We start from the raw sequence: 24,934 nt of genomic DNA, 5'->3' as shown, positions 1-24,934 counted from the left end.
GAAATCGAATGGATTTGGTACTCGACCTGCTCGCCACCGTATCCCGCTGGAGCCGCAGCAACCTGTCGGAAATCTCCCTGGCCCTCGTCGGCTGCCTGTTGGTGCTGTTCGGCGCCGATATCAAAGGCTGGGTCGAAGCCCGCCTCGGCAGCATTGCCGGCGCCTTGCGCGTACCGTTGATGGCCCTGCTGTGCATGATCGGCAGCGGCGCGGCGCTGATCTACGCCACGCCGTGGATTGTGCGGGGGCTGAGCCAGTTCAATAACTACAGCCTGGCGCCGGTATTGGTGGTGGTGCTGGTGTTGATCGGCGTCGTCGCCGACCGCCGCTGATCCCAAACCCAACACAAAACCAATGTGGGAGGGGGCTTGCCCCCGATAGCAGAGTGTCAGTCAACCACTCTATGACTGACCCACCGCTATCGAGGGCAAGCCCCCTCCCACATTTTTTGACCGCATTCCAAATTACTGGCTGATCAGTCGACTTTCTCGAACTTCAAATCCCACACCCCATGCCCCAACCGCTCGCCGCGGCGTTCGAACTTGGTGATCGGGCGCTCGGCCGGGCGTGGCACGCATTTGCCGTCTTCGGCCAGGTTGCGGTAGCCAGGGGCGACGTTCATCACTTCCAGCATGTATTCCGCATAGGGCTCCCAGTCGGTGGCCATGTGCAGGATACCGCCGACTTTCAGCTTGCTGCGCACCAGCTCCGCGAAAGACGCCTGGACGATGCGGCGCTTGTGGTGACGGCTTTTGTGCCATGGGTCGGGGAAAAACAGCATCAGGCGATCGAGGCTGTTGTCGGCGATGCAGCGGTTGAGCACTTCAATCGCGTCGCAGTCGTAGACCCGCAGGTTGGTCAAACCCTGGGTCAGCACGCCATTGAGCAGCGCGCCGACACCCGGGCGATGGACTTCCACACCGATGAAATCCTGTTCCGGCGCGGCTGCGGCCATTTCCAGCAGGGAGTGGCCCATGCCGAAGCCGATTTCCAGGGAGCGCGGGGCCGAACGGCCGAACACTTGGTCATAGTCCACCGGCGCGTCGGCCAGGGGCAGGACGAACAGCGGCGTGCCTTGCTCCAGGCCCTTTTGCTGGCCTTCGGTCATGCGACCGGCGCGCATCACAAAGCTCTTGATGCGGCGGTGCTTGGACTCGTCGCCCTGTTCCACGGTGTTCGGCGTTTCGTTTGATTCAGTCATCAATGGCTCTTACTTGATCAGACCATCCAGCGGCGAGGAGGCGCTGGCGTAGAGTTTTTTCGGCATGCGCCCGGCGAGGTAGGCCAGGCGGCCCGCGACGATGGCGTGTTTCATGGCTTCGGCCATCATGATCGGCTGTTGGGCATTGGCGATGGCCGAATTCATCAGCACCGCTTCGCAGCCCAGCTCCATGGCGATGGTCGCGTCGGAGGCAGTGCCCACGCCCGCATCCACCAGCACCGGGATCTTGGCTTCTTCGAGGATGATCTGCAGGTTGTACGGGTTGCAGATCCCAAGGCCAGTGCCGATCAGGCCGGCCAGCGGCATCACGGCGATGCAGCCGATTTCGGCCAGTTGGCGGGCGATGATCGGGTCATCACTGGTGTAGACCATCACGTCGAAGCCTTCCTTGACCAGGGTTTCGGCGGCCTTGAGGGTTTCGATCACGTTGGGGAACAGGGTTTTCTGGTCGGCCAGCACTTCCAGCTTTACCAGGTTGTGGCCGTCGAGCAGCTCACGGGCCAGGCGGCAGGTCCGCACGGCTTCGATGGCGTCGTAGCAGCCGGCAGTGTTCGGCAGGATGGTGTAGCGGTCCGGCGGCAGGATATCCAGCAGGTTCGGTTCGCCCGGGTTCTGGCCGATGTTGGTGCGGCGCACGGCCACGGTCACGATCTCGGCGCCCGAGGCTTCGATGGCCAGGCGGGTTTCTTCCATATCGCGATACTTGCCGGTGCCTACCAGCAGACGGGACTGGTAGGTACGACCGGCCAGGACGAAGGGCTTGTCGCTACGAACGATGCTCATGGGAAATCCTCGAGGTGGGGTGAGGTTCTGCAGAATCCGGGGTGGCGCGCCTGGGCACCGGACGACTAGCCGCCGCCGATGGCGTGAACCACTTCGACCTGGTCACCTTCGGTGAGCGCAGTCTCGACGTGTTGGCTACGCGGGACGATATCCTGGTTGAGCTCCACTGCGACGCGACGCCCGGTCAGGTCCAGACGGGTCAGCAGGGCCGCAACGGTTTCACCGTCGGGCAGTTCAAAGGGTTCGCCGTTCAACTGAATGTGCATGCCATGGGCCGCCATCGTTTTTAGGGGCAAGCATTCTAGCCCGATTGGCGTAGCTGGCCCAAGACCCTTTGATCAGCAGCGCGCTTCAGGCCGCCTGCTGCAAGCGCCACGCCGCCAGCCCCAGGAGGAACCAACCGAGCAGAAACGCCAGGCCACCGAACGGCGTGATGATGCCGAGCTTGCTGATGCCAGTCATCGTCAGCACGTACAGGCTGCCGGAGAACAGCAGGATGCCGACGACGAACGACACGCCCGCCCACGTGACCAGGCGGCCCGGCAGGTGCGCCGCGAGCAACGCCACGCCGAACAGCGCCAGGGTGTGGACCAGTTGGTAGGTCACGCCGGTATGGAAAATCGCCAGGTACTCGGCGCTCAGGCGGTTTTTCAAGCCGTGGGCGGCGAACGCACCGAGGGCGACACCAGTGAAGCCGAAAAAAGCAGCCAGCATCAGAAAGCCACGCAGCATGAGGAACTCCAGTCAGACTCATTGGGCAGGGTCTGTATAATGGCCCGCTCAACGGGTTCGGCCAAGCCATCTCTATGCTGCGTGTCCTCTTCAGTCGTTTTCTCAAAGCCGTGAAATGGTTTGCCATCGGCAGCGTGTTGCTGGTGCTGCTGTTTCGTGTCGTACCGCCGCCGTTCACGGCGCTGATGGTGGAGCGCAAGATCGAATCCTGGTTTGACGGCGAACCGATTGACCTGCAGCGCACCTGGGTGCCGTGGGATGAGATCTCCAACGACCTCAAAGTGGCGGTGATGGCGGGTGAAGACCAGCGTTTCCCACAACATTGGGGCTTCGATTTCGGCGCGATCCAGGCGGCGCTCCTGCACAACGAGCGCGGCGGCTCGATCCGCGGCGCCAGTACGCTGAGCCAGCAAGTATCGAAGAACCTGTTCCTGTGGTCCGGCCGCAGTTATCTGCGCAAGGGCCTGGAGGCCTGGTTTACCGGGCTGATCGAGGTGCTGTGGCCCAAGCAGCGGATCCTTGAGGTGTACCTCAACAGCGTGGAATGGGACGAAGGGGTGTTCGGTGCGCAAGCGGCGGCGCAGCATCACTTCGGGGTGAGTGCCAAGGCGCTTTCTCGGCAGCAGGCCAGCTACCTGGCGGCGGTGTTACCCAATCCTCGGGTATGGAGCGCCAGCCACCCAACGGCCTATGTGGCACGGCGGGCGGCATGGATTCGCCAGCAGATGAGCCAATTGGGTGGGGATGGCTATCTGGTTGAATTGAACAATTCGCGCAAGGCGCCTTGGTCCGACTGACACAACACAGAAATAAATGTGGGAGGGGGCTTGCCCCCGATAGCAATGGATCAGTCACCTTGATGTCGACTGACACTCAGCTATCGGGGGCAAGTCGAATCGTCGCACCGCCCCTCCCACAGTTTTAAGCGGCGATCGACAGCTTCAGCTTGTTCATCGCGCTTTTCTCAAGCTGACGAATCCGCTCGGCCGACACGTTGTACTTCTGCGCCAGGTCGTGCAGCGTGGCTTTTTCTTCGGCCAGCCAGCGCTGGTAGAGGATGTCACGGCTGCGGTCGTCCAGCACTTCCAGCGCTTCGTGCAGGTTGTGGTTGGAGTTGTCGCTCCAGTCGGCGTCTTCCAGTTGACGCGCCGGGTCGTACCGGTGGTCTTCCAGGTAGTTGGCCGGCGATTGGAAGGCGCTGTCGTCGTCCGCTTCAGCGGCCGGGTCGAAGGCCATGTCATGGCCGGTCAGGCGGCTTTCCATCTCGCGCACTTCACGCGGCTCCACACCGAGGCTTTCGGCCACGCGGTGGACTTCTTCGTTGTTCAGCCACGCCAGGCGTTTTTTCTGGCTGCGCAGGTTGAAGAACAGCTTGCGCTGGGCCTTGGTGGTCGCGACTTTCACGATGCGCCAGTTGCGCAGGATGAACTCGTGGATTTCCGCCTTGATCCAGTGAACGGCGAACGACACCAGGCGCACACCCATTTCCGGGTTGAAGCGCTTCACTGCCTTCATCAGGCCGACGTTGCCTTCCTGGATCAGGTCAGCCTGGGCCAGACCGTAGCCGCTATAGCTACGGGCGATATGTACGACAAAACGCAGGTGGGCGAGCACCATCTGCCGAGCCGCCCCCAAATCCTGCTCATAGTAGAGACTCTCGGCCAGTTCACGCTCCTGCTCCGGCGTCAGCAATGGAATGCTGTTGACCGTGTGCACATAGGCCTCCAGGTTCGCACCCGGGACCAAGGCATAAACAGGTTGCAAAGAAGTGGTCATACGAAAAAACCTCCGACTCACATAACTCGTGCAGTTCAGCACTGCGAAAATTGACCGGGAACCGTAGGACAAGTTCCCCAAACCACTGATACGGTCAATACAAACGAAACCACATTAATCTGACATTAACTACTTCGGTGCCAGCTCACGTAAATGCCGTGCGACCGCAATCCACGCACCGATATACCCCAACAAGACCGCGCCAAGCAAGAGCGACAGACCATCGGCGACCGGCACCCCGGCCAGGGCGAAATCACTGCCGTACAAGCCGGCCAGCCCGATGACCGCGTCGTTCAGCCAGTCCAGGCCGAACGCCAACAAGCCCCAGGACAAAATCCCCGCACCGAAGCCATAAAGCGCGCCCATGTACAGAAAAGGACGACGCACATAGCTGTCCGTGCCGCCGACCAGTTTAATCACTTCTATCTCGGTGCGACGGTTTTCAATATGAAGACGAATGGTATTACCTATCACCAAAAGTAATGCAGACACCAACAACACCGTCAGGCCGAACACAAAGCGGTCGCCCAGCTTGAGAATCGCCGCCAGGCGCTCTACCCAGACTAGATCAAGTTGCGCCTGTTGCACCTTGGGCATCTCTGCGAGTTTTTGTCGCAGGGCTTCCAGGGCCGGTTTGTCGACTTCATTCGGCGTCACCAGCACCACGCCCGGCAGCGGGTTCTGCGGCAGCTCCTTGAGCGCCTCGCCCAGGCCGGACTGTTGCTGGAATTCCTCGAGGGCCTGATCGCGGCTGATGTACTCGGCATCCGCCACGCCCGGCAGGTTCTTGATCTCTTCGCGCAGGGCTTCGCCGTCTTTGGCGCTGGCATCCAGGTTCAGGTACAGCGAAATCTGCGCGGCGCGCTGCCAGGAACCGCCCAGGCGCTCCACATTATTAAGCAGCAGCGACAAGCCCATGGGCAGGCTCAAGGCCACGGCCATCACCAGGCAGGTGAAAAAGCTGCCGATCGGCTGCTTGCCCAGGCGACGCAGGCTGTCGAGCAGGCTGGCACGATGGCTTTCGATCCAGGCACGCAGCAGCGTGGCGAAATCCGGGCCGTCGTCTTCGTCGTGTTTTTTCTTTTTCGGTTGCGGGTCGGCCGGTTTCGGCGCCACGCGCTCGGAAACCTTGGGGCTGCGTGTCGCACTCATACGCCAGCCTCCCCGTCGCCGATCAGGCGACCGCGTTGCAGGGTCAGCATGCGATGGCGCATGCGCGCGATCAGTGCCAGGTCGTGACTGGCGATCAGCACGCTGGTGCCCAGGCGGTTGATGTCTTCGAACACGCCCATGATCTCGGCCGCCAGGCGCGGGTCGAGGTTACCGGTGGGTTCGTCCGCCAGCAGCAAGGCCGGGCGGTGGACGATGGCGCGGGCGATGCCGACGCGCTGTTGCTGGCCGGTGGACAGGTCGCCGGGGTAGAGGTCGGTCTTGTCCGACAACGCCACGCGCTCCAGCGCCGAGTCCACGCGCTTGATGATTTCGGCCTTGGACAGCCCAAGGATCTGCAACGGCAACGCAATGTTATTGAACACCGTGCGATCGAACAGCAACTGGTGGTTCTGGAACACCACGCCGATCTGGCGGCGCAGGAACGGGATCTGCGCATTGCTGATGGTGGCCAGATCCTGGCCGGCCAGCAGCAGCTTGCCGGTGGTCGGGCGTTCCATGGCCAGCAGCAGGCGCAACAGGGTACTTTTGCCGGCACCCGAATGGCCGGTGACAAACAAGAATTCGCCGCGACGCACTCGAAAACTCAGCTCATGCAAGCCGACATGCCCATTGGCATAGCGTTTACCGACCTGTTCGAATCGAATCATGAACGCTCCCGCTCGGCAAACAGTGCCTGGACAAAGGGTTCGGCTTCAAAGGTGCGCAGGTCGTCGATACCTTCACCGACGCCGATATACCGAATCGGCAACCCGAACTGCTTGGCCAGGGCGAAGATCACGCCGCCCTTGGCCGTGCCGTCGAGCTTAGTCAATGCCAGGCCGGTCAGTTGCACCGTCTGGTGGAATTGTTTGGCCTGGCTGATGGCGTTCTGGCCAGTACCGGCGTCGAGCACCAGCAAGACTTCGTGCGGAGCCTCGCCGTCGAGCTTGCCGATCACGCGGCGCACTTTCTTCAGCTCTTCCATCAGGTTGTCTTTGGTGTGCAGGCGACCGGCGGTATCGGCGATCAGCACATCAATGTTGCGGGCCTTGGCGGCTTGCACGGCATCGAAGATCACCGAAGCGGAATCGGCGCCGGTGTGCTGGGCGATGACCGGGATCTTGTTGCGCTCGCCCCAGACCTGCAACTGCTCGACGGCCGCGGCGCGGAAGGTGTCGCCGGCGGCGAGCATGACTTTCTTGCCTTCCAACTGCAGCTTCTTGGCCAGTTTGCCGATGGTGGTGGTCTTGCCGGCGCCGTTGACGCCGACTACCAGGATCACGAACGGCTTCTTCGGAGTAATCACCAACGGCGCTTCGACCGGCTTGAGCATCGCGGCCAGCTCGGCCTGCAGGGATTTGTACAGCGCATCGGCGTCGGTCAACTGCTTGCGCGCGACCTTCTGGGTCAGGCTCTGGATGATCACGGCGGTGGCTTCGACACCCACGTCGGCGGTCAGCAGACGGGTTTCGATGTCTTCCAGCAGTTCGTCATCGATGGTCTTCCGACCCAGGAACAGGCTGGCCATGCCTTCGCCGATGGTCGCGCTGGTTTTGCTCAGGCCTTGCTTGAGCCGGGCGAAGAACCCGGTTTTGCTCGGTTCGGCGGCAACCACGGGCGACGGCGCGATCACGGCGGGCGCCGCGGCCACAACAGGCGCGGGAGTCGGCTCGACCGCCACCGGCTCAACCTGCGGAATCGGCGGCGTCACATGCTCGGCCTGCACATCTTCGACCAGTGCCACGGGCTCTTCGGCCACTGGCAGTGCCAGCCACGGTTTGTGCTCAGGCTCGGCTTGCGCCACCGGCGCGGTCGGTTCGGCGCCTACCAAGGGCTCAGGGATTGGCTCAGATTGAACCTGCGGCTGTTCGACGACGGTTTCCTGCGGCTTTTTGCGCAGCCATCCGAACAGGCCTTTTTTCTCGCCAGCCGCAGCTGGACTCTTCTTGTCGTCGTTGGAACCAAACATGGAGGACGGCTATCTCAAGGTAGCGACGCGCCAAGGGCGCCTCGGTAAATAAAAATTCGATGCAGAACAGACTGCTTTAACGCTCGCTCGTTCATGCGCAACATTTTGTAAGGCGTAAATAAAGGCCTCAACAAATCGATTCAATATGGAATTGAAGCGACAACATCGGCGAAAAGCTGAAGATTGTCGGGGAAAACCGTAGCAAACTTCAAAATTCCTACAACTGAATCCAGAACGGTATGACGACCGCAGTGGCCGTCCCCAAATCGGATCAGTATCCTAGCACCTCCTCGCCCGCCGACGCTAAGACCAAGCGGGCAGCCCAACAGGTTTAAAAACGAATGAATGCTCTAGCCCGCCGCGCCGCAGGCCTGCTGCTCAGCACAGTTTGTCTGCCCCTCTCAGCCTTGGCTGCCGACCCACAACCCACCCATGAATTCACCCTGGATAACGGCCTCAAAGTGGTCGTGCGCGAAGACCATCGCGCGCCGGTGGTGGTTTCCCAGGTCTGGTACAAAGTCGGTTCGAGCTACGAAACCCCGGGCCAGACCGGTTTGTCCCACGCCCTGGAACACATGATGTTCAAGGGCAGCTCCAAGGTCGGCCCCGGCGAAGCCTCGCTGATCCTGCGCGACCTGGGCGCCGAAGAGAACGCCTTCACCAGCGACGACTACACCGCCTACTACCAAGTGCTGGCGCGTGACCGCCTGGGTGTCGCCTTCGAACTCGAAGCCGACCGCATGGCCAGCCTGCGCCTGCCGGCCGACGAGTTCAGCCGCGAGATCGAAGTCATCAAGGAAGAACGCCGCCTGCGCACCGACGACAACCCGATGTCCAAGGCCTTCGAGCGCTTCAAGGCCATGGCCTTCCCGGCCAGCGGCTACCACACGCCGACCATCGGCTGGATGGCCGACCTCGACCGCATGAAGGTCGAAGAACTGCGCCACTGGTACCAGTCCTGGTACGTGCCGAACAACGCCACCCTGGTGGTGGTCGGCGACGTGCCCCCGGACGAGGTGAAGAACCTGGCCCAGCGCTACTTCGGCCCGATCCCCAAGCGTGACGTGCCACCGGCGAAGATCCCGCTGGAACTGGCCGAGCCCGGCGAGCGCCTGCTGACGATGCATGTGCAGACCCAACTGCCGAGCGTGATCCTGGGCTTCAACGTGCCCGGCCTGGCCACCGCCACGGACAAACGCTCGGTACAAGCCCTGCGCCTGATCTCGGCCCTGCTCGACGGCGGCTACAGCGCGCGCATTTCGGAACGGCTCGAACGCGGTGAAGAGCTGGTCTCCTCCGCCTCCACCAACTACGACGCCTACACCCGCGGTGACAGCCTGTTCACCCTGAGCGCCACACCGAACCAGCAGAAGAAAAAGACCATCGCACAAGCCGAAGCCGGCCTGTGGCGCCTGCTGGAAGAACTCAAAGCCAAGCCGCCGACCGCCGAGGAACTGGAGCGCATCCGCGCCCAGGTCATTGCCGGCCTGGTCTACCAGCGCGACTCGATCACCAGCCAGGCGACCGCCATCGGTTCCCTGGAAACCGTCGGCCTGTCTTGGAAACTGATGGACACCGAACTGGCCGACCTGCAAAGCGTGACCCCGGACGATATCCAGAAGGCCGCGCGTACCTATTTCACCCGCGAACGTCTCAGCGTCGCCCATGTCCTGCCTGAGGAGACCGCTCATGAGTGATCGCAAAAGCAGCCGCCTGATCCTGCCCGGCCTGATCGCCGTCACCCTGATCGCGGCGAGCGCGGTGTATTTCCTGCGCCCAAGCGAATCCGTCGCCAGCCCGGCGCTGGAAAAAGCCCAGTCGACCCACACACTGCAATCCCTGGCGGAACTGGACGGCAAGGCGCCGACCAACCGCAAGCTCGACGTGCAGACCTGGAACACCGCCGAAGGCGCCAAGGTGCTGTTCGTCGAAGCCCACGAACTGCCGATGTTCGACATGCGTATCCTGTTCGCCGCCGGCAGCAGCCAGGACGGCAACGTCCCCGGCGTGGCGCTGATGACCAACGCCATGCTCAACGAAGGCGTGCCGGGCAAGAATGTGAGCCAGATCGCCAGCGGCTTTGAAGGCCTCGGCGCGGACTTCGGCAATGGCGCTTACCGCGACATGGCGCTGGTGTCCCTGCGCGGCCTGAGCGACAGCGACAAGCGCGACGCCGCCCTGGCGCTGTTTGACCAGGTGATCGGCAAACCGACCTTCCCCGCCGACTCCCTGGCGCGCATCAAGAACCAGATCCTCGCTGGCTTTGAGTATCAGAAGCAGAACCCCGGCAAACTGGCGAGCCTGGAGCTGTTCAAGCGCCTGTACGGCGACCACCCGTATGCTCACCCGAGCGAAGGCACGGCCGAGAGCGTTCCGACAATCACCCAGGCGCAGTTGCAGGCATTCCACGCCAAGGCGTATGCCGCGGGTAACGCTGTGATTGCCGTAGTGGGCGACCTGACCCGCGCCGAGGCCGAAGCCATGACTGCCAAGGTCTCGGCCTCGCTGCCCAAAGGCCCGGCCCTGGCGAAGATCGCCCAGCCGACCGAGCCCAAGGCCGGTTTGAGCCATATCGAGTTCCCGTCCAAACAGACGCACCTGTTGTTCGCGCAACTGGGCATCGATCGCGCCGACCCGGACTACGCCGCCCTGTCCCTGGGCAACCAGATCCTCGGCGGCGGGGGCTTCGGCACCCGCTTGATGAGTGAAGTGCGCGAGAAGCGCGGCCTGACCTACGGCGTCTACTCCGGTTTCTCGCCGATGCAAGTGCGCGGCCCGTTCATGATCAACCTGCAGACCCGCGCGGAAATGAGCGGCGGCACCCTGCGCCTGGTGGAAGACGTGCTGGCCGACTACCTCAAGACCGGCCCGACGCAAAAGGAGCTGGATGACGCCAAGCGCGAGCTGAGCGGCAGTTTCCCGCTGTCCACCGCGAGCAACGCCGATATTGTCGGGCAGCTGGGCGCCATGGGTTTCTACAACCTGCCGCTGAGCTATCTGGAAGATTTCATGAAACAATCCCAGGCCCTGACCGTAGAACAGGTCAAAGCGGCTTTGAACAAACACCTGAGCGCCGACAAGATGGTCATCGTGACCGCCGGCCCGACGACTGCGCAAAAGCCACTACCGCCCCCCACTGATAAACCTGCCGAGCAGCCGCTCGGGGTTCCGGAGCATTAATGGCCAGTTCATCTCGCCCGAAAAAACCTGTCCACAACGTGCATAACGGTGTGGGCCAACTGCGCATCATTGGCGGTGAATGGGGCAGCCGCAAGCTCAGCTTCCCCGACGTCGTGGGCCTGCGCCCAACGCCGGATCGCGTGCGTGAAACCCTGTTCAACTGGCTGGCACCCTACATCGCCGGGGCCAAGGTACTCGACCCGTTTGCCGGCAGCGGCGCGCTGTTCCTCGAGGCGCTGTCCCGTGGCGCGGCCCAGGCACAGGCGCTGGATGCCAGCAATGTGGCGGTGTCCAGCCTCAAGGAACACCTGGGCACCCTGCGTTGCACCAACGGCCAGGTGCAGACCGCCGACGCGTTGCGCTACCTGGAAACCCAGGCCGCCAGCGAATACGACGTGGTGTTCCTCGACCCGCCGTTCAACCAGAACCTGCTGCCGACCGTGTGCGCGTTGCTGGAAGAGCGCCAATGGCTGGCGCCGGACTCGTGGATCTACACTGAAAGCGAAAGTGCGCCATCCAGCCTGGGCCTGCCCGGCAGCTGGCGCCTGCACCGGGAACAAAAATCCGGGCGGGTGTATTACGCATTGTGGCAACGTTCGGTACAGCCCTCGGCCTGAACGGGCTTTTGTGGCGAGCAAGCTCGCTCGCCACAGTGAGTCCGCGTGCCACAGAGAGTGTCATGACCCCCTCTTCAGACCTGTTCAAACCCGCCTTCGGCCTCGGCAACCCTCATCTGCAAACGTTGTGGGGGCCGCTGTGGCGCCCGACCACGCACCTCGAACGCCCACGCGAACGCCTGTGGCTGGACGACGGCGACTTTCTCGACCTCGACTGGCATGGCCCCCATGACGCGCAAGCGCCGTTGGTGCTGGTACTGCATGGGCTGACCGGCTCGTCCAACTCGCCTTACGTGGCCGGCCTGCAAAAAGCCCTCGCCGCCCAGGGCTGGGCCAGTGCGGCCTTGAACTGGCGCGGATGCTCGGGCGAGCCGAACCTGTTGGCGCGCAGCTACCACTCGGGCGCCAGCGAAGACCTGGCGGCAGCGATTGCCCATCTGCGCGCCAAGCGGCCGTTGGCGCCGTTGTATGCGGTGGGTTATTCCCTAGGGGGCAACGTGCTGCTCAAGCATTTGGGCGAAACCGGCGCGAATTCGGGGCTGCAAGGCGCGGCGGCGGTGTCGGTGCCGTTTCGTCTGGATCAGTGCGCCGATCGCATCGGCCTGGGCTTTTCGCGGGTGTACCAGAAGCACTTCATGCGCGAGATGGTGGCGTATATCCGCGTCAAGCAAAGCCGCTTTTTACAGGATGGTCGTGCTGAAGGGCTCAAGGCCCTGGAGGCACTCGGGTCTCTGGAGAAGATGCACACGTTCTGGGACTTCGACGGCCGGGTCACCGCGCCGCTGCATGGTTTCCTCAGTGCCGAAGACTATTACCGCCGCGCGTCGAGCCGTTACTACCTGGGCGATATCCGCACGCCGACCCTGATCATCCAGGCGGCCGATGACCCGTTTGTCTTCGCCCATAGCCTGCCCGAAGCCAGCGAGTTGTCGGATTGCACCGAGTTCGAATTGCTGGCCAAGGGTGGGCATGTGGGGTTTGTCGACGGTTCGCTGAAGCGCCCCGGTTACTACCTGGAGCGGCGGATTCCGCAATGGCTGCTGACACAACCCCGTTAAACAAGGTGGGTTTACACGCAGGACAACTCAGTCGCCCGTCGCGATTTCCCGCGTTGGATCGGTAATCCACTCGCTCCACGATCCCGCATACAACTTACCCAACGGGTAACCCGCCAGGCTCAGGGCGAACAGGTTGTGGCACGCCGTCACGCCCGAACCGCAATACGCCACCAACTCATCCGGCGAACGGCCTTGCAACTGGGCGGCGAAGCGCTGCTTGAGCTGCTCGGCCGGCAGGAAACGCCCATCGCTGCCCAGGTTTTCGGTGAACGCCGCACATTGCGCGCCGGGAATGTGCCCGGCAATCGGGTCGATAGGCTCGACATCGCCGCGAAAGCGCGGCTGGGCGCGGGCGTCGATCAGGGTCAGGCCCGGTTGGCCCAGGCGTTTTTGCAGCTGCTTGGCATCCAGCAGCAGGCGATTGTCCGGCGTGCCGACAAAGGTGCCGCGCTCGATCACCGGCGCATCCAGGCTTAACGGGAAGCCGGCCGCGTGCCAGGCCTTCAAGCCACCGTCCAGGATAAACACGCCATCACGCTTGCCCAGCCACGCCAGCGACCACCAGGTGCGGGCGGCATAAACACCCGGGCCGTCGTCGTAGAGCACCACATCGGTATCGGCATTGATGCCCCAGGCACGCAGTTGCTCGGCGAGCGTCTGCGCCTGCGGCAACGGGTGACGCCCGGTCACGCCCTTGGTCACCGGCCCACTGAGATGGCGCTCCAGGTCGGCATATTGCGCGCCTTCGATATGCCCTTCGGCGTAGCTGCACATTCCGTAGTCCGGGTCTTCCAGGGCAAAGCGGCAGTCAAGTATCACCAGAGCGCCGCGCTGTTGGCGCTCGGCCAGTTGCTGGGGGCTGATCAGTTGGGCAAGTGGCATGACAGACTCCTGTGAACAAATTCGGGAAAGATCCTACTTCACTTCTTCCAGTGCCTGGTTCAACGGCACGTAAAACTCTTTGAACAGTGCATCCACCGCCGCTTTGGCCTGCGGCGTGACAAACCCCGCTTCCAGCACCAGCACCTGATACACCCCGCGCTTGATCGCTTCGGCGCTCAGATGTGTGGATTTTTCATTGGTGGTACACAAAAACCGCACCCAGGAGGTAAGGATGATCCAGGCGTTGAGGGTCAGCGCCTCGGTTTGCACCGGGTCCATATTGAGAATGCCGGCATCGACAAACCCTCGGTAAATGGCGCCCCCCTGAATCAGGCAACGCTGGGAAAAGCGCCGGTAGCCGGTGGCCAGTTCCGGGTCGCTCTCCAGCAGGTGTTCGAGGTCACGGTGCAGGAAACGGTAGCGCCACATGCCGGCCAGGACCGCCTGCAGGTAGAAGCGCTTGTCCTCCACCACCATGGTGCGACCCTGGGGCGGGCGCAGGAAACTGTCGACCAAGGCTTCGTATTCGCGAAACAGCACGGCGATGATCGCCTGCTTGTTGGGGAAGTGGTAGTACAGGTTGCCCGGCGAAATTTCCATATGGGCGGCGATATGGTTGGTGCTGACACTGCGCTCGCCCTGCTGGTTAAAAAGCTCCAGGCTGGTTTGCACAATGCGCTCGCTGGTCTTTACTCGTGGTGCCATAGGGGATCAGCTTCTGTACACGTGATCGACCATCTTACGGCCTAACCTTGCCGGGATAAATCCAGTTATGGCTGCAATGCCATTTGACAATTTAGAGCAATAACTCTAAAAATCCAGGCAGACCAATAACAATCCGGAACTGCACCATGTCTGCCAACGTTGCCTACCCGCAAGATTCCCAGACACTGGATCAACTCCAGGGCCTGTTCGACGCCCAACGCCGCGCCTATGCCGCCAACCCGATGCCGCCGGCCGCGCAACGCCAGCAATGGCTCAAGGCCTTGCGCGAAGTGCTCAGCGACGAACGCCAGGCGCTGATCGACGCGATCAGCCAGGACTTCAGCCATCGCAGCGCCGACGAAACCCTGTTCGCCGAACTGATGCCCAGCCTGCATGGCATTCACTATGCGAGCAAACACCTCAGTGGCTGGATGAAACCTTCCCGCCGTGCTGTAGGCATTGCCTTCCAGCCCGCCTCGGCCAAAGTCATCTACCAACCGCTGGGCGTGGTCGGGGTGATCGTGCCCTGGAACTACCCGCTGTACTTGGCCATCGGGCCATTGGTGGGTGCGTTGGCCGCGGGCAACCGGGTGATGCTCAAACTCAGCGAATCGACCCCGGCCACCGGCGAACTGCTCAAGACCCTGCTGGCGAAGGTCTTCCCCGAAGACCTGGTGTGCGTGGTGCTGGGCGAGGCCGACGTCGGCATGGCATTTTCCAGGCTGCGCTTCGATCATCTGCTGTTCACCGGCGCCACCAGCATCGGTAAACATGTGATGCGCGCGGCGGCCGAGCATCTGACCCCGGTCACGCTGGAACTGGGCGGCAAATCGCCGGCGATCGTTTCCGCCGATGTGCCCCTCAAGGACGCCGCCGAACGCATCGCCTTCGGCAAGGCCCTGAACGCCGGGCAAACCTGCGTAGCGCCGGACTACGTGCTGGTGCCGGAAGATCGCGTCGAGGGTTTCGTCGAGGCCTACAGCAAGGCGCTTCGCGGTTTTTACCCGACGCTGGCCAACAACCCGGACTACACCGCCATCATCAACGAACGGCAACTGGCCCGGCTCAACGCCTACGTGAAGGACGCCACCGACAAGGGCGCCACCCTGATCCCTCTGTACGACCAGGGCCAGGCACGCCGCATGGCCCACAGCCTGCTGTTGAATGTCAGCGATGAAATGACGGTGATGCAGGACGAAATCTTCGGCCCGGTGCTGCCGATCGTGCCTTATCGCGGCATCGACCAAGCCTTTGCCTACATCAATCAGCGGCCTCGCCCACTGGCCCTGTACTACTTCGGCTACAACAAGCGCGAACAGAACCGCGTACTCCACGAAACCCACTCCGGCGGCGTATGCCTGAACGACACGCTGCTGCATGTGGCCCAGGACGACATGCCTTTCGGCGGCATCGGCCCATCAGGCATGGGCCACTACCACGGTCATGAAGGGTTCCTCACGTTCAGCAAGGCCAAGGGCGTGCTGGTCAAGCAGCGCCTGAACGCCGCGAAGTTGATCTACCCGCCCTACGGCAAATCGATCCAGAAGCTGATCCAGAAGCTGTTTATCCGCTGATACCGCCACCCTCGGGATAACCATAACAATGAACCCAAGCCTGACTGATTCACCCGCGCTGTCGCGGCGCGGCGTCCTGAAAATCGGCCTGTGCGCCAGCGCCTTCCTGGCCACCGCCGGGCTGGGCGCGAGCCTCAGCGGTTGCTCCAGCAGCACTCCGGCCAGCGGCTTTGCCCTGTTGCGCAGCAGCGACTTGCCGTTTCTGCGCGCGGTGATCCCGGTGCTGCTGGAAGGCGTGGCCAGCGCCCAGGAAGTCGCCAGCGGGATTGAAGACACCCTGAAAAAACTCGACTACAGCCTGCAGCACCTGTCGCCGGAGATGTTCAAGCTGACCCAGCAACTGTTCGACGTGCTGGGCATGGGCATCACCCGTGGCCCACTGACCGGGGTCTGGGGCAGTTGGGAAAACGCCAGTGGCGAACAGATCCGCAACTTCCTGCACCGCTGGGAAAACAGCTACCTGAACCTGCTGCGCATGGGCCAGGGTTCGTTGCTCAAGCTGGTGATCATGGCCTGGTACTTCCGGCCGGCGTCCTGGGCCCATTGCGGCTACCCCGGGCCGCCGAAGATCTGATTCGCATCCCCCCAATAAAAACAAGAGACGACCCCGATGCCTGTACCCGATCTGTTCCGCGACGGCCTGGCCCGCGGCTGGAAAACCCACAATGGCGCCGCCCTCGACCGCGACCTGACGCTGGAAGCCGACGTAGCGATCATCGGCAGCGGTGCCGGCGGCGGCACCACTGCCGAAATCCTCAGCGCCGCCGGCTACAAAGTGCTGCTGATCGAAGAAGGCCCGCTCAAGACCAGCAGCGATTTCAAGCTGCTCGAAGACGAGGCCTACGCCAGTCTGTATCAAGAAGGCATCGGCCGCATGAGCAAGGACGGCGCCATCACCATCCTGCAAGGCCGGGCCGTGGGCGGCACCACGCTGATCAACTGGACCTCCAGCTTCCGCACCCCGGACGCCACCCTCAGCCACTGGGCCAGCGAATATGCGGTCAAGGGCCACAGCAGCGCGGACATGGCGCCATGGTTCGAAAAAATGGAACAGCGCTTGGGCATCGCTCCCTGGGCCATGCCGCCCAACGCCAACAACGACGTGATCCGCAAAGGCTGCGAACAGCTGGGCTACAGCTGGCATGTGATCCCGCGCAACGTGCGCGGCTGCTTCAACCTGGGTTATTGCGGCATGGGTTGCCCGGTCAACGCCAAGCAGTCGATGCTGGTGACCACCATCCCCTCCACCCTGGAGAAAGGCGGCGAGCTGCTGTACCTGGCCCGCGCCGAACGCCTGGTCTACAGCGGCGACCGCATCAATAGCCTGGAATGCGTGGCCATGGACGAACGCTGCGTGGCGCCGACTGGACGCAAGATCACGGTCAAGGCCAGGCATTACGTGCTGGCCGGCGGCGGCATCAACAGCCCGGCGCTGCTGATGCGCTCGGCCGCCCCCGACCCGCATTCGCGGCTGGGCAAGCGCACCTTTTTGCATTTGGTGAACTTCTCCGCGGCGCTGTTCGACGAGGTGATCAACCCGTTCTATGGCGCGCCGCAGTCGATCTATTCCGATCACTTCCAATGGCTGGACGGCACCACCGGCAGAATGTCGTACAAGCTCGAAGCGCCGCCGCTGCACCCGGCGCTGGCCAGTACGCTGCTCGGCGGCTACGGCACCCAGAACGCCCTGGACATGAGCCAATTGCCACATACCCACGCAATGCTTGCCCTGCTGCGCGATGGCTTCCACCCCGACAGCCCCGGCGGCAGCGTTGAACTGCGCGGCGACGGCACACCAGTGCTCGATTACCAGGTGTCGCCTTACGCCTGGGACGGCCTGCGCCGCGCGTTCCACAGCATGGCCGAGATCCAGTTCGCGGCGGGCGCCAAGTCGGTCAAGCCGCTGCATCACGATGCGCGCTACGTGAAGACCCTGGCCGAAGCACGCAGCCTGATCGACGGCCTCAACCTGGAATTGCACCGCACCTGCCTGGGCAGCGCCCACGTGATGGGCGGCTGCGCCATGGGCGAAGAGCCGAAAAATGCGGTGGCCGACAGCCTCGGTCGCCATCACCAGTTGCGCAACCTGTCGATCCACGATGGTTCGCTGTTCCCCACCAGCATTGGCGCCAACCCGCAGTTGTCGGTGTACGGATTGACCGCGCAACTGGCGAGCGCATTGGCCGAACGTCTGAAAACGGCATGAAAAAACAGGGTATTTCGCGGGTCTATCTGCATAAGTCGACTTGGCCGACCGGGACGGCTGCGATACCATCCGGTTCCCCAACGGACTCCGCCAGGACGACGCGATGAACCGAGTGTTGTACCCAGGTACCTTCGACCCGATTACCAAAGGCCATGGCGATCTGGTCGAACGCGCCTCGCGCTTGTTCGACCATGTGATCATCGCGGTCGCTGCCAGCCCCAAGAAAAACCCGCTGTTTCCCCTGGAACAGCGCGTGGAGCTGGCGCGCGAGGTCACCAAGCACCTGCCCAACGTCGAAGTGGTGGGTTTCTCGACGCTGCTGGCACATTTCGCCAAAGAGCAGAACGCCAATGTGTTCCTGCGCGGCCTGCGCGCGGTATCGGACTTCGAATACGAATTCCAGTTGGCCAACATGAACCGCCAACTGGCGCCGGACGTGGAAAGCCTGTTCCTCACGCCGTCGGAGCGTTATTCGTTCATTTCCTCGACGCTGGTCCGTGAAATCGCGGCCCTGGGCGGGGATATCACCAAGTTCGTGCATCCGGCCGTGGCTGATGCGCTGACCCTGCGCTTCAAGAAGTAAGACCGCTCACTCGGCGCCCGCTCGCACTGCGGGCGCCAATGCGGCACAATTGCGCGCATTAGTTTTCCAGATGCCTTGGCTGACTGCCCTGGCAGGAGTTTCCATGTCCTTGATCATCACCGACGATTGCATCAACTGCGACGTCTGCGAACCCGAGTGCCCGAACGCCGCGATTTCCCAAGGCGAAGAGATCTACGTGATCGACCCCAACCTCTGCACCCAGTGCGTCGGCCACTACGACGAACCGCAGTGCCAGCAGGTGTGCCCGGTGGATTGCATTCCACTGGATGAAGCCCACCCGGAGACTGAAGAACAGTTGATGGAGAAGTACCGGAAGATTACCGGTAAGGCTTGAGCCTGGTGGCGTCTGTGAGGGCCTCATCGGGGGCAAGCCCCTCCCACACGTTGATGTGTGAATACATTCAAATGTGGGATGGGGGCTTGCCCCCGATGGCGATATCCGCCATCACACAGCAATCAGCTCTGGCACTTAGGGCAAAACACACTCGCCCGCTGCCCCAGCACCACATTGCGCAACTCGCTCCCGCAGACCTTGCACGCCTCGCCGCCCCGGCCGTAGACGAACAGTTCCTGCTGGAAATACCCCGGCTGCCCGTCGCCACCGATAAAGTCGCGCAAGGTAGTGCCGCCGCGCTCGATGGCGGCCGCCAGAATGCGCTTGATCTCGATCGCCAGCTTCAGATAGCGCCCGCGTGAAATGCCACCGGCCTCGCGGCGCGGATCGATCCCCGCCGCGAACAGCGCTTCGGTCGCGTAGATATTGCCCACGCCCACCACCACCGCGTTGTCCATGATGAACGGTTTGACCGCCATCGAACGCCCACGCGACAGTTTGAACAGGCGCTCGCCATCGAACAGGTCGGTCAACGGCTCCGGCCCCAGGCGGATCAGCAGTTCGTGGTTATGCGGGTCCTGGCTCCAGAGCATCGCACCAAAACGCCGAGGGTCGGTGTAGCGCAGGGCCAGGCCCGACTCCAGCTCGATGTCCACATGCTCATGCTTGGCCGCCGGCAGGCCGACTTCCACCAGGCGCAGGTTGCCCGACATGCCCAGGTGGCTGATCAGGGTGCCCACTTCGGCGTTGATCAACAGGTACTTGGCCCGCCGCTCCACCAGCACGATGCGCTGCCCGGACAGGCGTACATCGAGGTCTTCCGGGATCGGCCAGCGCAGGCGTCGCTCACGCACCACGACGCGGCTGACCCGCTGGCCTTCCAGGTGCGGCGCAATCCCGCGCCGAGTGGTTTCGACTTCTGGTAACTCGGGCATGTGTGCCTCGTGAGGTAAGGGTCAGTGCGCGCCCAGTTCGCGGATCGACAACTTCATGCTTTCGAAGTCGTAGTCCGACAGGCCCACGTAGTCCAGCACCAGATGGCCAATCGCGTCCCACTCATAGTCGACCGGCTGGTTGCCCAACACCCGGTACGACGCGCAGATGTGCTCGGCCATTTTCAGGATCGCCAGCAGGTTCTTGAGCTGCGGATTGCGCGGCGACTCATCGCTGAAGATCGCCAGGGCGTTGTGATGGTTGGCAATGGCGTCGGTCACATGTTCCGGCAGGCGCCAGGACTTGGCGGTGTAATAGCCGACCACCGCATGGTTGGTGTTGAACGCATTGTTTTCGGTGTCGACCACTCGGCAGTCGGCACCGGCATTGGCGTAGGACTCTTCGAGCACCACCATGTAATTGGGGAAGCGCTTGAGCATCAGCGGCACGCCGCAATCGTGGAACAGCCCCAGGGCATAGGCTTCGTCCACCGCCTGGGCGCCGGTGCGCTTGGCCAGGGTGAGGCAGGTCATGGCCACGTCCTGGGCGGTGTCCCAGAAACGGTTGAGGGTGACGATGGTGTCGTCGCTCATCTCGCCCTTGATCGACAGGGCGTTGATCAGGTTGATGATCGAACGGCTGCCCAGCAGGTTAACGGCGCGCTGGATCGAGGCGATCTTGTTGCTCAGGCCGTAATACGACGAGTTGACGATCTTCAGCAGCGCGCCGGACAGGCCCGGGTCCTGAGAAATCAACCGCGCGATCACTTCCAGGTCCGGGTCGGGCATGTACTGTTCCATCTGCAAATCCACCATGATTTGCGGCTGAGGCGGCACACTGATGCCTTGCAGGGCCTGCTGGATCTGTTCGGCGGAAAGCTCTTGGGACATAAGTACACACTCTGGGCGAGAGGGGGATTCTAACCCCGATGGGAAGCTGACCGACACCTCAAAAAACCAAATGGCACTCCTATCAAATGGACGCCACAGCACGCGCGCCCCCTGCAACCCATCAGGCCAAGCCACGAAATGTAATGCAACACGGTATACTCCCGCTCTTTTTTCCGGAGCGACGTCATGTCCCTGCCAAGCCTGCGTCTCAAAGCCAACGCCGATCGTCGTTTGCGCAACGGCCACCTGTGGGTCTACAGCAACGAAATCGACGTGGCCGCCACCCCACTCCACGGCTTCCAGGCGGGCGACCAGGCCATCCTCGAAGCGGCCGGCGGCAAGACCCTGGGCATCGTGGCCATGAGCCCGAACAACCTGATCTGCGCGCGCCTGCTGTCGCGTGACATCAAGTTGCCTTTGGACAAGTCGCTGCTGGTACACCGCCTGAACGTCGCCCTGTCCCTGCGCGACCGTCTGTTCGACAAGCCGTTCTACCGCCTGGTCTACGGCGATTCCGACCTGCTGCCGGGCCTGGTGGTCGACCGTTTCGGCGACATCCTGGTGGTGCAGATCGCCTCGGCGACCATGGAAGCGCATAAAGAAGACGTGATCGCCGCCCTGACCCAAGTGCTCAAGCCGAGCGGCATTCTGTTCAAGAACGACTCCGCCGCGCGCGACGCCGAAGGCCTCAACCGTTACGTCGAAACCGTGTTCGGCCTGGTGCCGGAGTGGGTCGCGCTGGAAGAAAACGGCGTGAAATTCGAAGCCCCGGTGATCCAGGGCCAGAAAACCGGCTGGTTCTATGACCACCGCATGAACCGCGCACGCCTGGCCCCGTATGCCAAAGGCAAGCGCGTCCTCGATCTGTACAGCTACATCGGCGGCTGGGGCGTGCAAGCCGCGGCCTTCGGCGCCACTGAAGTGTTCTGCGTCGACGCCTCGGCCTTCGCCCTCGACGGCGTCGAGCGCAACGCCGCGCTGAACGGCGTCGCCGAGAAAATGACCTGCATCGAAGGCGACGTCTTCGAAGCCCTCAAAGAGCTGAAAGCCAGCGAAGAACGCTTCGACGTGATCGTCGCCGACCCACCGGCCTTCATCAAACGCAAAAAAGACATGAAGAACGGCGAAGGCGCCTACCGCCGCCTCAACGAGCAAGCCATGCGCCTGCTCAGCAAGGACGGCATCCTGGTCAGCGCCTCGTGCTCGATGCACCTGCCGGAAGACGACCTGCAGAACATCCTGCTGACCAGCGCCCGCCACCTGGACCGTAACATCCAGATGCTCGAGCGCGGCGGCCAGGGCCCGGATCACCCGGTGCATCCGGCGATTGTTGAGACGCGCTACATCAAGAGCATCACCTGCCGGTTGCTGCCAAATAGCTAAAGACCAAAACCGTCCCCCTGTAGGAGCGAGCTCGCTCGCGAAAAACGCATAGACGACGCGGGCTACCTGATAGCGCTGCGTCATCGTTGACGTGCTTCGCGAGCAAGCTCGCTCCTACAAGGGGGAAGAGGTCACAACCAGATGGCGTCCCATAGCGGGTACTGGCCGATATGCTTGACCAGCCCTGCACGCAAGGGATTGGCCACGATATAGCGGGCCATTGCTTTCAAATCTTCCTCCCGACGCAGTGCGCGGTCGAAGTAACCTTTTTGCCATAGGGTCCCGAACGAACACCTGGCCTGGTTGATGGCACGGGCACTTCGCGACTTGGTGATTCGCATCAGCCTTGGCAAGTCGCCGTTATGCAACTCGACCAGCCAATGGAAATGGTCAGGCATGACCACCCAGGCCAGCGAAGTCGCCTCACCCTCGTCCTGAGCCTGCCTGAACTCACTGACAAGCAGGCGGCCGATGCGCCAGTCCTGAAAGACCGATTGTCGTTGATGGGTAACCGCAGTGATCAGGTAAATACGGCCCGACTCCGAACAGCGCCCGATGCGCAGCCGATGTGCACGTTGCTGGGTGGACATTCCTTCGTCCTCTTCTGTGAGTGAAAGAGAAACGGTAGGCGCAGCGACGTCAACCGGCCTCTAAACAGTGGTTCTGAATATGTCCCCCCCTGTAGGAGCGAGCTTGCTCGCGAAGAACGTCAACAATAACGCCGTACTATCAGGAGGCCCGTGTCGCCTGTTCGTTTTTCGCGAGCAAGCTCGCTCCTACATCAGATTGGTTGATCCGGGCGTGCGTCGCCACGGCGCTTTTCGCCATTCCCTCCAGCCGCCAGCGGTGTAGAATCGGCCTATTCATCGCCAGTCATCCCCCGGCGGGTTTATGAGCTCGAGGCCAAAACGCACGGCGATCCCGTAACGTTTGCGGCAACGTCCGGACACCACGGCCATTTTTCGGGTGTTCCAGACGTCCATAGAAGCTCACTCCCCTTAGCACCTGATTAGTTTTGATTAGCCGCCCGGAGGGCTCAAATGCCAGATTACCGCTCGAAAACATCCACCCATGGCCGCAACATGGCCGGCGCCCGCGCACTGTGGCGTGCCACGGGGATGAAAGATGACGACTTCAAGAAGCCGATCATCGCGATTGCCAACTCGTTCACCCAGTTCGTCCCCGGCCACGTCCACCTCAAGGACCTGGGCCAACTGGTCGCCCGCGAGATCGAACGCGCCGGCGGTGTCGCCAAAGAATTCAACACCATCGCCGTGGACGACGGCATCGCCATGGGCCATGACGGCATGCTGTATTCCCTGCCGAGCCGCGAGATCATCGCCGACTCCGTGGAGTACATGGTCAACGCCCACTGCGCCGACGCCATCGTGTGCATCTCGAACTGCGACAAGATCACCCCCGGCATGCTGATGGCCGCCTTGCGCCTGAACGTCCCGGTGATCTTCGTCTCCGGCGGCCCGATGGAAGCCGGCAAGACCAAACTCGCCTCCCACGGCCTCGACCTGGTCGATGCCATGGTCATCGCCGCCGACTCCAGCGCTTCTGACGAGAAGGTCGCGGAATACGAGCGCAGCGCCTGCCCGACCTGCGGTTCGTGCTCCGGCATGTTCACCGCCAACTCGATGAACTGCCTGGTGGAAGCCCTGGGCCTGGCCTTGCCGGGCAACGGTTCCACGCTGGCCACCCACAGCGACCGCGAGCAACTGTTCCTGCAGGCCGGCCGCACCATCGTCGAGCTGTGCAAACGCTACTATGGCGAGAACGATGAGTCGGTGTTGCCGCGCAATATCGCCAACTTCAAGGCGTTCGAAAACGCCATGACCCTGGACATCGCCATGGGCGGGTCCACCAACACCATCCTGCACTTGCTGGCCGCGGCCCAGGAAGCCGAGATCGATTTCGACCTGCGCGACATCGACCGTCTGTCCCGTCACGTGCCGCAACTGTGCAAAGTCGCGCCGAACATCCAGAAGTACCACATGGAAGACGTGCACCGCGCCGGCGGGATCTTCTCGATCTTAGGTTCCCTGGCGCGCGGCGGCCTGCTGCACACCGACCTGCCGACCGTACACAGCAAGTCCCTCGCCGAAGGCATCGCCAAGTGGGACATCACCCAGACTGACGACGAAGCCGTACACACCTTCTTCAAGGCCGGCCCGGCGGGCATCCCGACCCAGACCGCGTTCAGCCAGTCGACCCGTTGGGACACCCTCGACGCCGACCGTGAAAACGGCTGCATCCGCAGTGTCGAGCACGCCTATTCGAAAGAAGGCGGCCTGGCCGTGCTGTACGGCAACATCGCCCTCGACGGCTGCGTGGTGAAAACCGCCGGTGTGGATGAGTCGATCCACGTCTTCGAAGGTCGCGCCAAGATCTACGAAAGCCAGGACAGCTCGGTACGCGGCATCCTCGCCGACGAAGTCAAAGAAGGCGACATCGTGATCATCCGCTACGAAGGCCCGAAAGGCGGCCCGGGTATGCAGGAGATGCTCTACCCAACGTCGTACCTGAAATCCAAAGGCCTGGGCAAAGCCTGCGCGCTGCTGACCGACGGCCGTTTCTCCGGCGGCACCTCGGGCCTGTCCATCGGCCATGCTTCGCCTGAAGCCGCTGCCGGCGGCGCGATTGGCCTGGTACAGGACGGCGACAAGGTACTGATCGACATTCCGAACCGCTCGATCAACCTGTTGATCAGCGACGAAGAACTGGCCGCGCGCCGGGTCGAGCAGGACAAGAAGGGCTGGAAGCCGGTGGAGAAGCGTCCACGCAAGGTGACTACTGCGTTGAAGGCTTATGCGTTGCTGGCGACCAGTGCCGACAAGGGTGCGGTGCGTAACAAGGCGATGCTGGACGGGCTGTAAGGCCTAATCCTGCGCATAAAAAAGCCCCGCCCAGTGCGGGGCTTTTTGTTAA

26 protein-coding genes are annotated in these 24,934 nt (G+C 62.4%); 13 read left to right on the top strand and 13 right to left on the bottom strand.

The window, feature by feature from the left end; translation table 11 throughout:
• The first annotated feature begins 8 nt into the window (after nucleotides 1-8).
• Complete coding sequence (locus C8K66_RS11575; protein ID WP_003176691.1) at nucleotides 9-332, top strand: DUF3392 domain-containing protein; 324 nt, start codon at nucleotides 9-11, stop codon at nucleotides 330-332.
• A 143-nt stretch (nucleotides 333-475) separates the two neighbouring features.
• Here C8K66_RS11575 and trmB read toward each other — a convergent pair whose 3' ends face one another.
• The 4 genes from trmB to C8K66_RS11555 form a co-directional block, all read right to left on the bottom strand.
• Nucleotides 476-1,201 carry a tRNA (guanosine(46)-N7)-methyltransferase TrmB gene (trmB, locus tag C8K66_RS11570; protein WP_017845015.1) on the bottom strand — a complete coding sequence of 242 codons (726 nt, stop codon included), beginning with the start codon at nucleotides 1,199-1,201 and terminating at the stop codon, nucleotides 476-478.
• A gap of 9 nt (nucleotides 1,202-1,210) precedes the next feature.
• Nucleotides 1,211-2,005 (bottom strand): thiazole synthase, encoded by a 795-nt coding sequence (locus tag C8K66_RS11565; protein WP_017845016.1) that lies wholly within the window; start codon nucleotides 2,003-2,005, stop codon nucleotides 1,211-1,213.
• Between the two features lie 65 nt (nucleotides 2,006-2,070).
• Nucleotides 2,071-2,271, bottom strand: coding sequence for a sulfur carrier protein ThiS (gene thiS / locus C8K66_RS11560; protein WP_046381754.1), 201 nt, complete (start codon nucleotides 2,269-2,271; stop codon nucleotides 2,071-2,073).
• An 85-nt stretch (nucleotides 2,272-2,356) separates the two neighbouring features.
• Nucleotides 2,357-2,737 (bottom strand): DUF423 domain-containing protein, encoded by a 381-nt coding sequence (locus tag C8K66_RS11555; RefSeq protein WP_017845018.1) that lies wholly within the window; start codon nucleotides 2,735-2,737, stop codon nucleotides 2,357-2,359.
• A 74-nt stretch (nucleotides 2,738-2,811) separates the two neighbouring features.
• On the opposite strand from C8K66_RS11555, the gene mtgA reads away from it, so the two are divergent.
• On the top strand, nucleotides 2,812-3,534 hold the full coding sequence (gene mtgA / locus C8K66_RS11550; RefSeq protein WP_046487827.1) for a monofunctional biosynthetic peptidoglycan transglycosylase: 723 nt from the start codon (nucleotides 2,812-2,814) through the stop codon (nucleotides 3,532-3,534).
• 124 nt (nucleotides 3,535-3,658) lie between these two features.
• Here mtgA and rpoH read toward each other — a convergent pair whose 3' ends face one another.
• The 4 genes from rpoH to ftsY form a co-directional block, all read right to left on the bottom strand.
• Nucleotides 3,659-4,513, bottom strand: coding sequence for an RNA polymerase sigma factor RpoH (gene rpoH, locus C8K66_RS11545; RefSeq protein ID WP_017845020.1), 855 nt, complete (start codon nucleotides 4,511-4,513; stop codon nucleotides 3,659-3,661).
• Between the two features lie 129 nt (nucleotides 4,514-4,642).
• Nucleotides 4,643-5,665 (bottom strand): permease-like cell division protein FtsX, encoded by a 1,023-nt coding sequence (gene ftsX / locus C8K66_RS11540; protein WP_017845021.1) that lies wholly within the window; start codon nucleotides 5,663-5,665, stop codon nucleotides 4,643-4,645.
• Nucleotides 5,662-6,333, bottom strand: coding sequence for a cell division ATP-binding protein FtsE (ftsE, locus tag C8K66_RS11535; RefSeq protein WP_017476533.1), 672 nt, complete (start codon nucleotides 6,331-6,333; stop codon nucleotides 5,662-5,664). Before ftsE ends, ftsX begins: the two co-directional genes overlap by 4 nt.
• A complete protein-coding gene (ftsY, locus tag C8K66_RS11530) occupies nucleotides 6,330-7,634 on the bottom strand; it encodes a signal recognition particle-docking protein FtsY (protein WP_017845022.1) in 1,305 nt (434 codons plus the stop codon). The genes ftsE and ftsY overlap by 4 nt, the downstream gene beginning before the upstream one ends.
• A 341-nt stretch (nucleotides 7,635-7,975) precedes the next feature.
• Between ftsY and C8K66_RS11525 the strand changes: the two genes are divergently transcribed.
• The 4 genes from C8K66_RS11525 to C8K66_RS11510 all read left to right on the top strand — a co-directional run bounded on the left by C8K66_RS11525 (nucleotide 7,976) and on the right by C8K66_RS11510 (nucleotide 12,489).
• Nucleotides 7,976-9,331: a pitrilysin family protein gene (locus C8K66_RS11525; RefSeq protein ID WP_108524871.1), complete on the top strand. Its 1,356-nt coding sequence runs from the start codon at nucleotides 7,976-7,978 to the stop codon at nucleotides 9,329-9,331.
• Nucleotides 9,324-10,814, top strand: a complete 1,491-nt coding sequence (locus C8K66_RS11520) for a pitrilysin family protein (RefSeq protein ID WP_046381751.1) — start codon at nucleotides 9,324-9,326, stop codon at nucleotides 10,812-10,814. The genes C8K66_RS11525 and C8K66_RS11520 overlap by 8 nt, the downstream gene beginning before the upstream one ends.
• A complete protein-coding gene (rsmD, locus tag C8K66_RS11515) occupies nucleotides 10,814-11,431 on the top strand; it encodes a 16S rRNA (guanine(966)-N(2))-methyltransferase RsmD (RefSeq protein WP_017845026.1) in 618 nt (205 codons plus the stop codon). The genes C8K66_RS11520 and rsmD overlap by 1 nt, the downstream gene beginning before the upstream one ends.
• Nucleotides 11,432-11,493: 62 nt before the next feature.
• A complete protein-coding gene (locus C8K66_RS11510) occupies nucleotides 11,494-12,489 on the top strand; it encodes a hydrolase (RefSeq protein ID WP_046381750.1) in 996 nt (331 codons plus the stop codon).
• 27 nt (nucleotides 12,490-12,516) lie between these two features.
• Here the strand turns inward: C8K66_RS11510 and C8K66_RS11505 are convergent, their stop codons facing one another.
• Complete coding sequence (locus tag C8K66_RS11505) at nucleotides 12,517-13,371, bottom strand: sulfurtransferase (RefSeq protein ID WP_017845028.1); 855 nt, start codon at nucleotides 13,369-13,371, stop codon at nucleotides 12,517-12,519.
• Nucleotides 13,372-13,404: 33 nt separating this feature from the next.
• Complete coding sequence (locus C8K66_RS11500) at nucleotides 13,405-14,076, bottom strand: TetR/AcrR family transcriptional regulator (protein WP_017845029.1); 672 nt, start codon at nucleotides 14,074-14,076, stop codon at nucleotides 13,405-13,407.
• Between the two features lie 146 nt (nucleotides 14,077-14,222).
• On the opposite strand from C8K66_RS11500, the gene C8K66_RS11495 reads away from it, so the two are divergent.
• The 5 genes from C8K66_RS11495 to C8K66_RS11475 all read left to right on the top strand — a co-directional run bounded on the left by C8K66_RS11495 (nucleotide 14,223) and on the right by C8K66_RS11475 (nucleotide 18,794).
• Nucleotides 14,223-15,650 (top strand): coniferyl aldehyde dehydrogenase, encoded by a 1,428-nt coding sequence (locus C8K66_RS11495; RefSeq protein ID WP_057003959.1) that lies wholly within the window; start codon nucleotides 14,223-14,225, stop codon nucleotides 15,648-15,650.
• A gap of 28 nt (nucleotides 15,651-15,678) precedes the next feature.
• A complete protein-coding gene (locus tag C8K66_RS11490) occupies nucleotides 15,679-16,224 on the top strand; it encodes a twin-arginine translocation pathway signal protein (RefSeq protein WP_108524869.1) in 546 nt (181 codons plus the stop codon).
• Nucleotides 16,225-16,260: 36 nt separating this feature from the next.
• Entirely contained in the window at nucleotides 16,261-17,856 is a 1,596-nt protein-coding gene (locus C8K66_RS11485) for a GMC family oxidoreductase (protein WP_046381747.1), read from the top strand.
• 103 nt (nucleotides 17,857-17,959) lie between these two features.
• A complete protein-coding gene (coaD, locus tag C8K66_RS11480) occupies nucleotides 17,960-18,439 on the top strand; it encodes a pantetheine-phosphate adenylyltransferase (RefSeq protein WP_003176711.1) in 480 nt (159 codons plus the stop codon).
• Nucleotides 18,440-18,542: 103 nt separating this feature from the next.
• The gene (locus tag C8K66_RS11475) at nucleotides 18,543-18,794 is read left to right on the top strand and encodes a YfhL family 4Fe-4S dicluster ferredoxin (RefSeq protein WP_003195146.1); all 252 of its coding nucleotides are present in this window, start codon (nucleotides 18,543-18,545) and stop codon (nucleotides 18,792-18,794) included.
• A 122-nt stretch (nucleotides 18,795-18,916) separates the two neighbouring features.
• On the opposite strand, the gene mutM is transcribed toward C8K66_RS11475, so the two are convergent.
• Together mutM and C8K66_RS11465 are read right to left on the bottom strand one after the other, a co-directional pair.
• Nucleotides 18,917-19,729 carry a bifunctional DNA-formamidopyrimidine glycosylase/DNA-(apurinic or apyrimidinic site) lyase gene (gene mutM, locus C8K66_RS11470; RefSeq protein ID WP_017845033.1) on the bottom strand — a complete coding sequence of 271 codons (813 nt, stop codon included), beginning with the start codon at nucleotides 19,727-19,729 and terminating at the stop codon, nucleotides 18,917-18,919.
• Nucleotides 19,730-19,750: 21 nt separating this feature from the next.
• Entirely contained in the window at nucleotides 19,751-20,563 is an 813-nt protein-coding gene (locus C8K66_RS11465) for an HDOD domain-containing protein (RefSeq protein ID WP_169850532.1), read from the bottom strand.
• Nucleotides 20,564-20,803: 240 nt separating this feature from the next.
• Between C8K66_RS11465 and C8K66_RS11460 the strand changes: the two genes are divergently transcribed.
• Nucleotides 20,804-22,000 (top strand): class I SAM-dependent rRNA methyltransferase, encoded by a 1,197-nt coding sequence (locus C8K66_RS11460; RefSeq protein ID WP_046381745.1) that lies wholly within the window; start codon nucleotides 20,804-20,806, stop codon nucleotides 21,998-22,000.
• A 131-nt stretch (nucleotides 22,001-22,131) separates the two neighbouring features.
• On the opposite strand, the gene C8K66_RS11455 is transcribed toward C8K66_RS11460, so the two are convergent.
• A complete protein-coding gene (locus C8K66_RS11455; RefSeq protein WP_046381744.1) occupies nucleotides 22,132-22,590 on the bottom strand; it encodes a transposase in 459 nt (152 codons plus the stop codon).
• A gap of 450 nt (nucleotides 22,591-23,040) precedes the next feature.
• Between C8K66_RS11455 and ilvD the strand changes: the two genes are divergently transcribed.
• A complete protein-coding gene (ilvD, locus tag C8K66_RS11450; RefSeq protein ID WP_057003962.1) occupies nucleotides 23,041-24,882 on the top strand; it encodes a dihydroxy-acid dehydratase in 1,842 nt (613 codons plus the stop codon).
• Nucleotides 24,883-24,934: the final 52 nt, after the last annotated feature.

This window comes from Pseudomonas sp. GV105 (genome assembly GCF_003058185.1).
GTDB lineage: Bacteria > Pseudomonadota > Gammaproteobacteria > Pseudomonadales > Pseudomonadaceae > Aquipseudomonas > Aquipseudomonas veronii.
The sequence above is the reverse complement of the archived record's forward strand: the minus strand, read 5'-3'. Positions and strand labels throughout refer to the sequence as shown.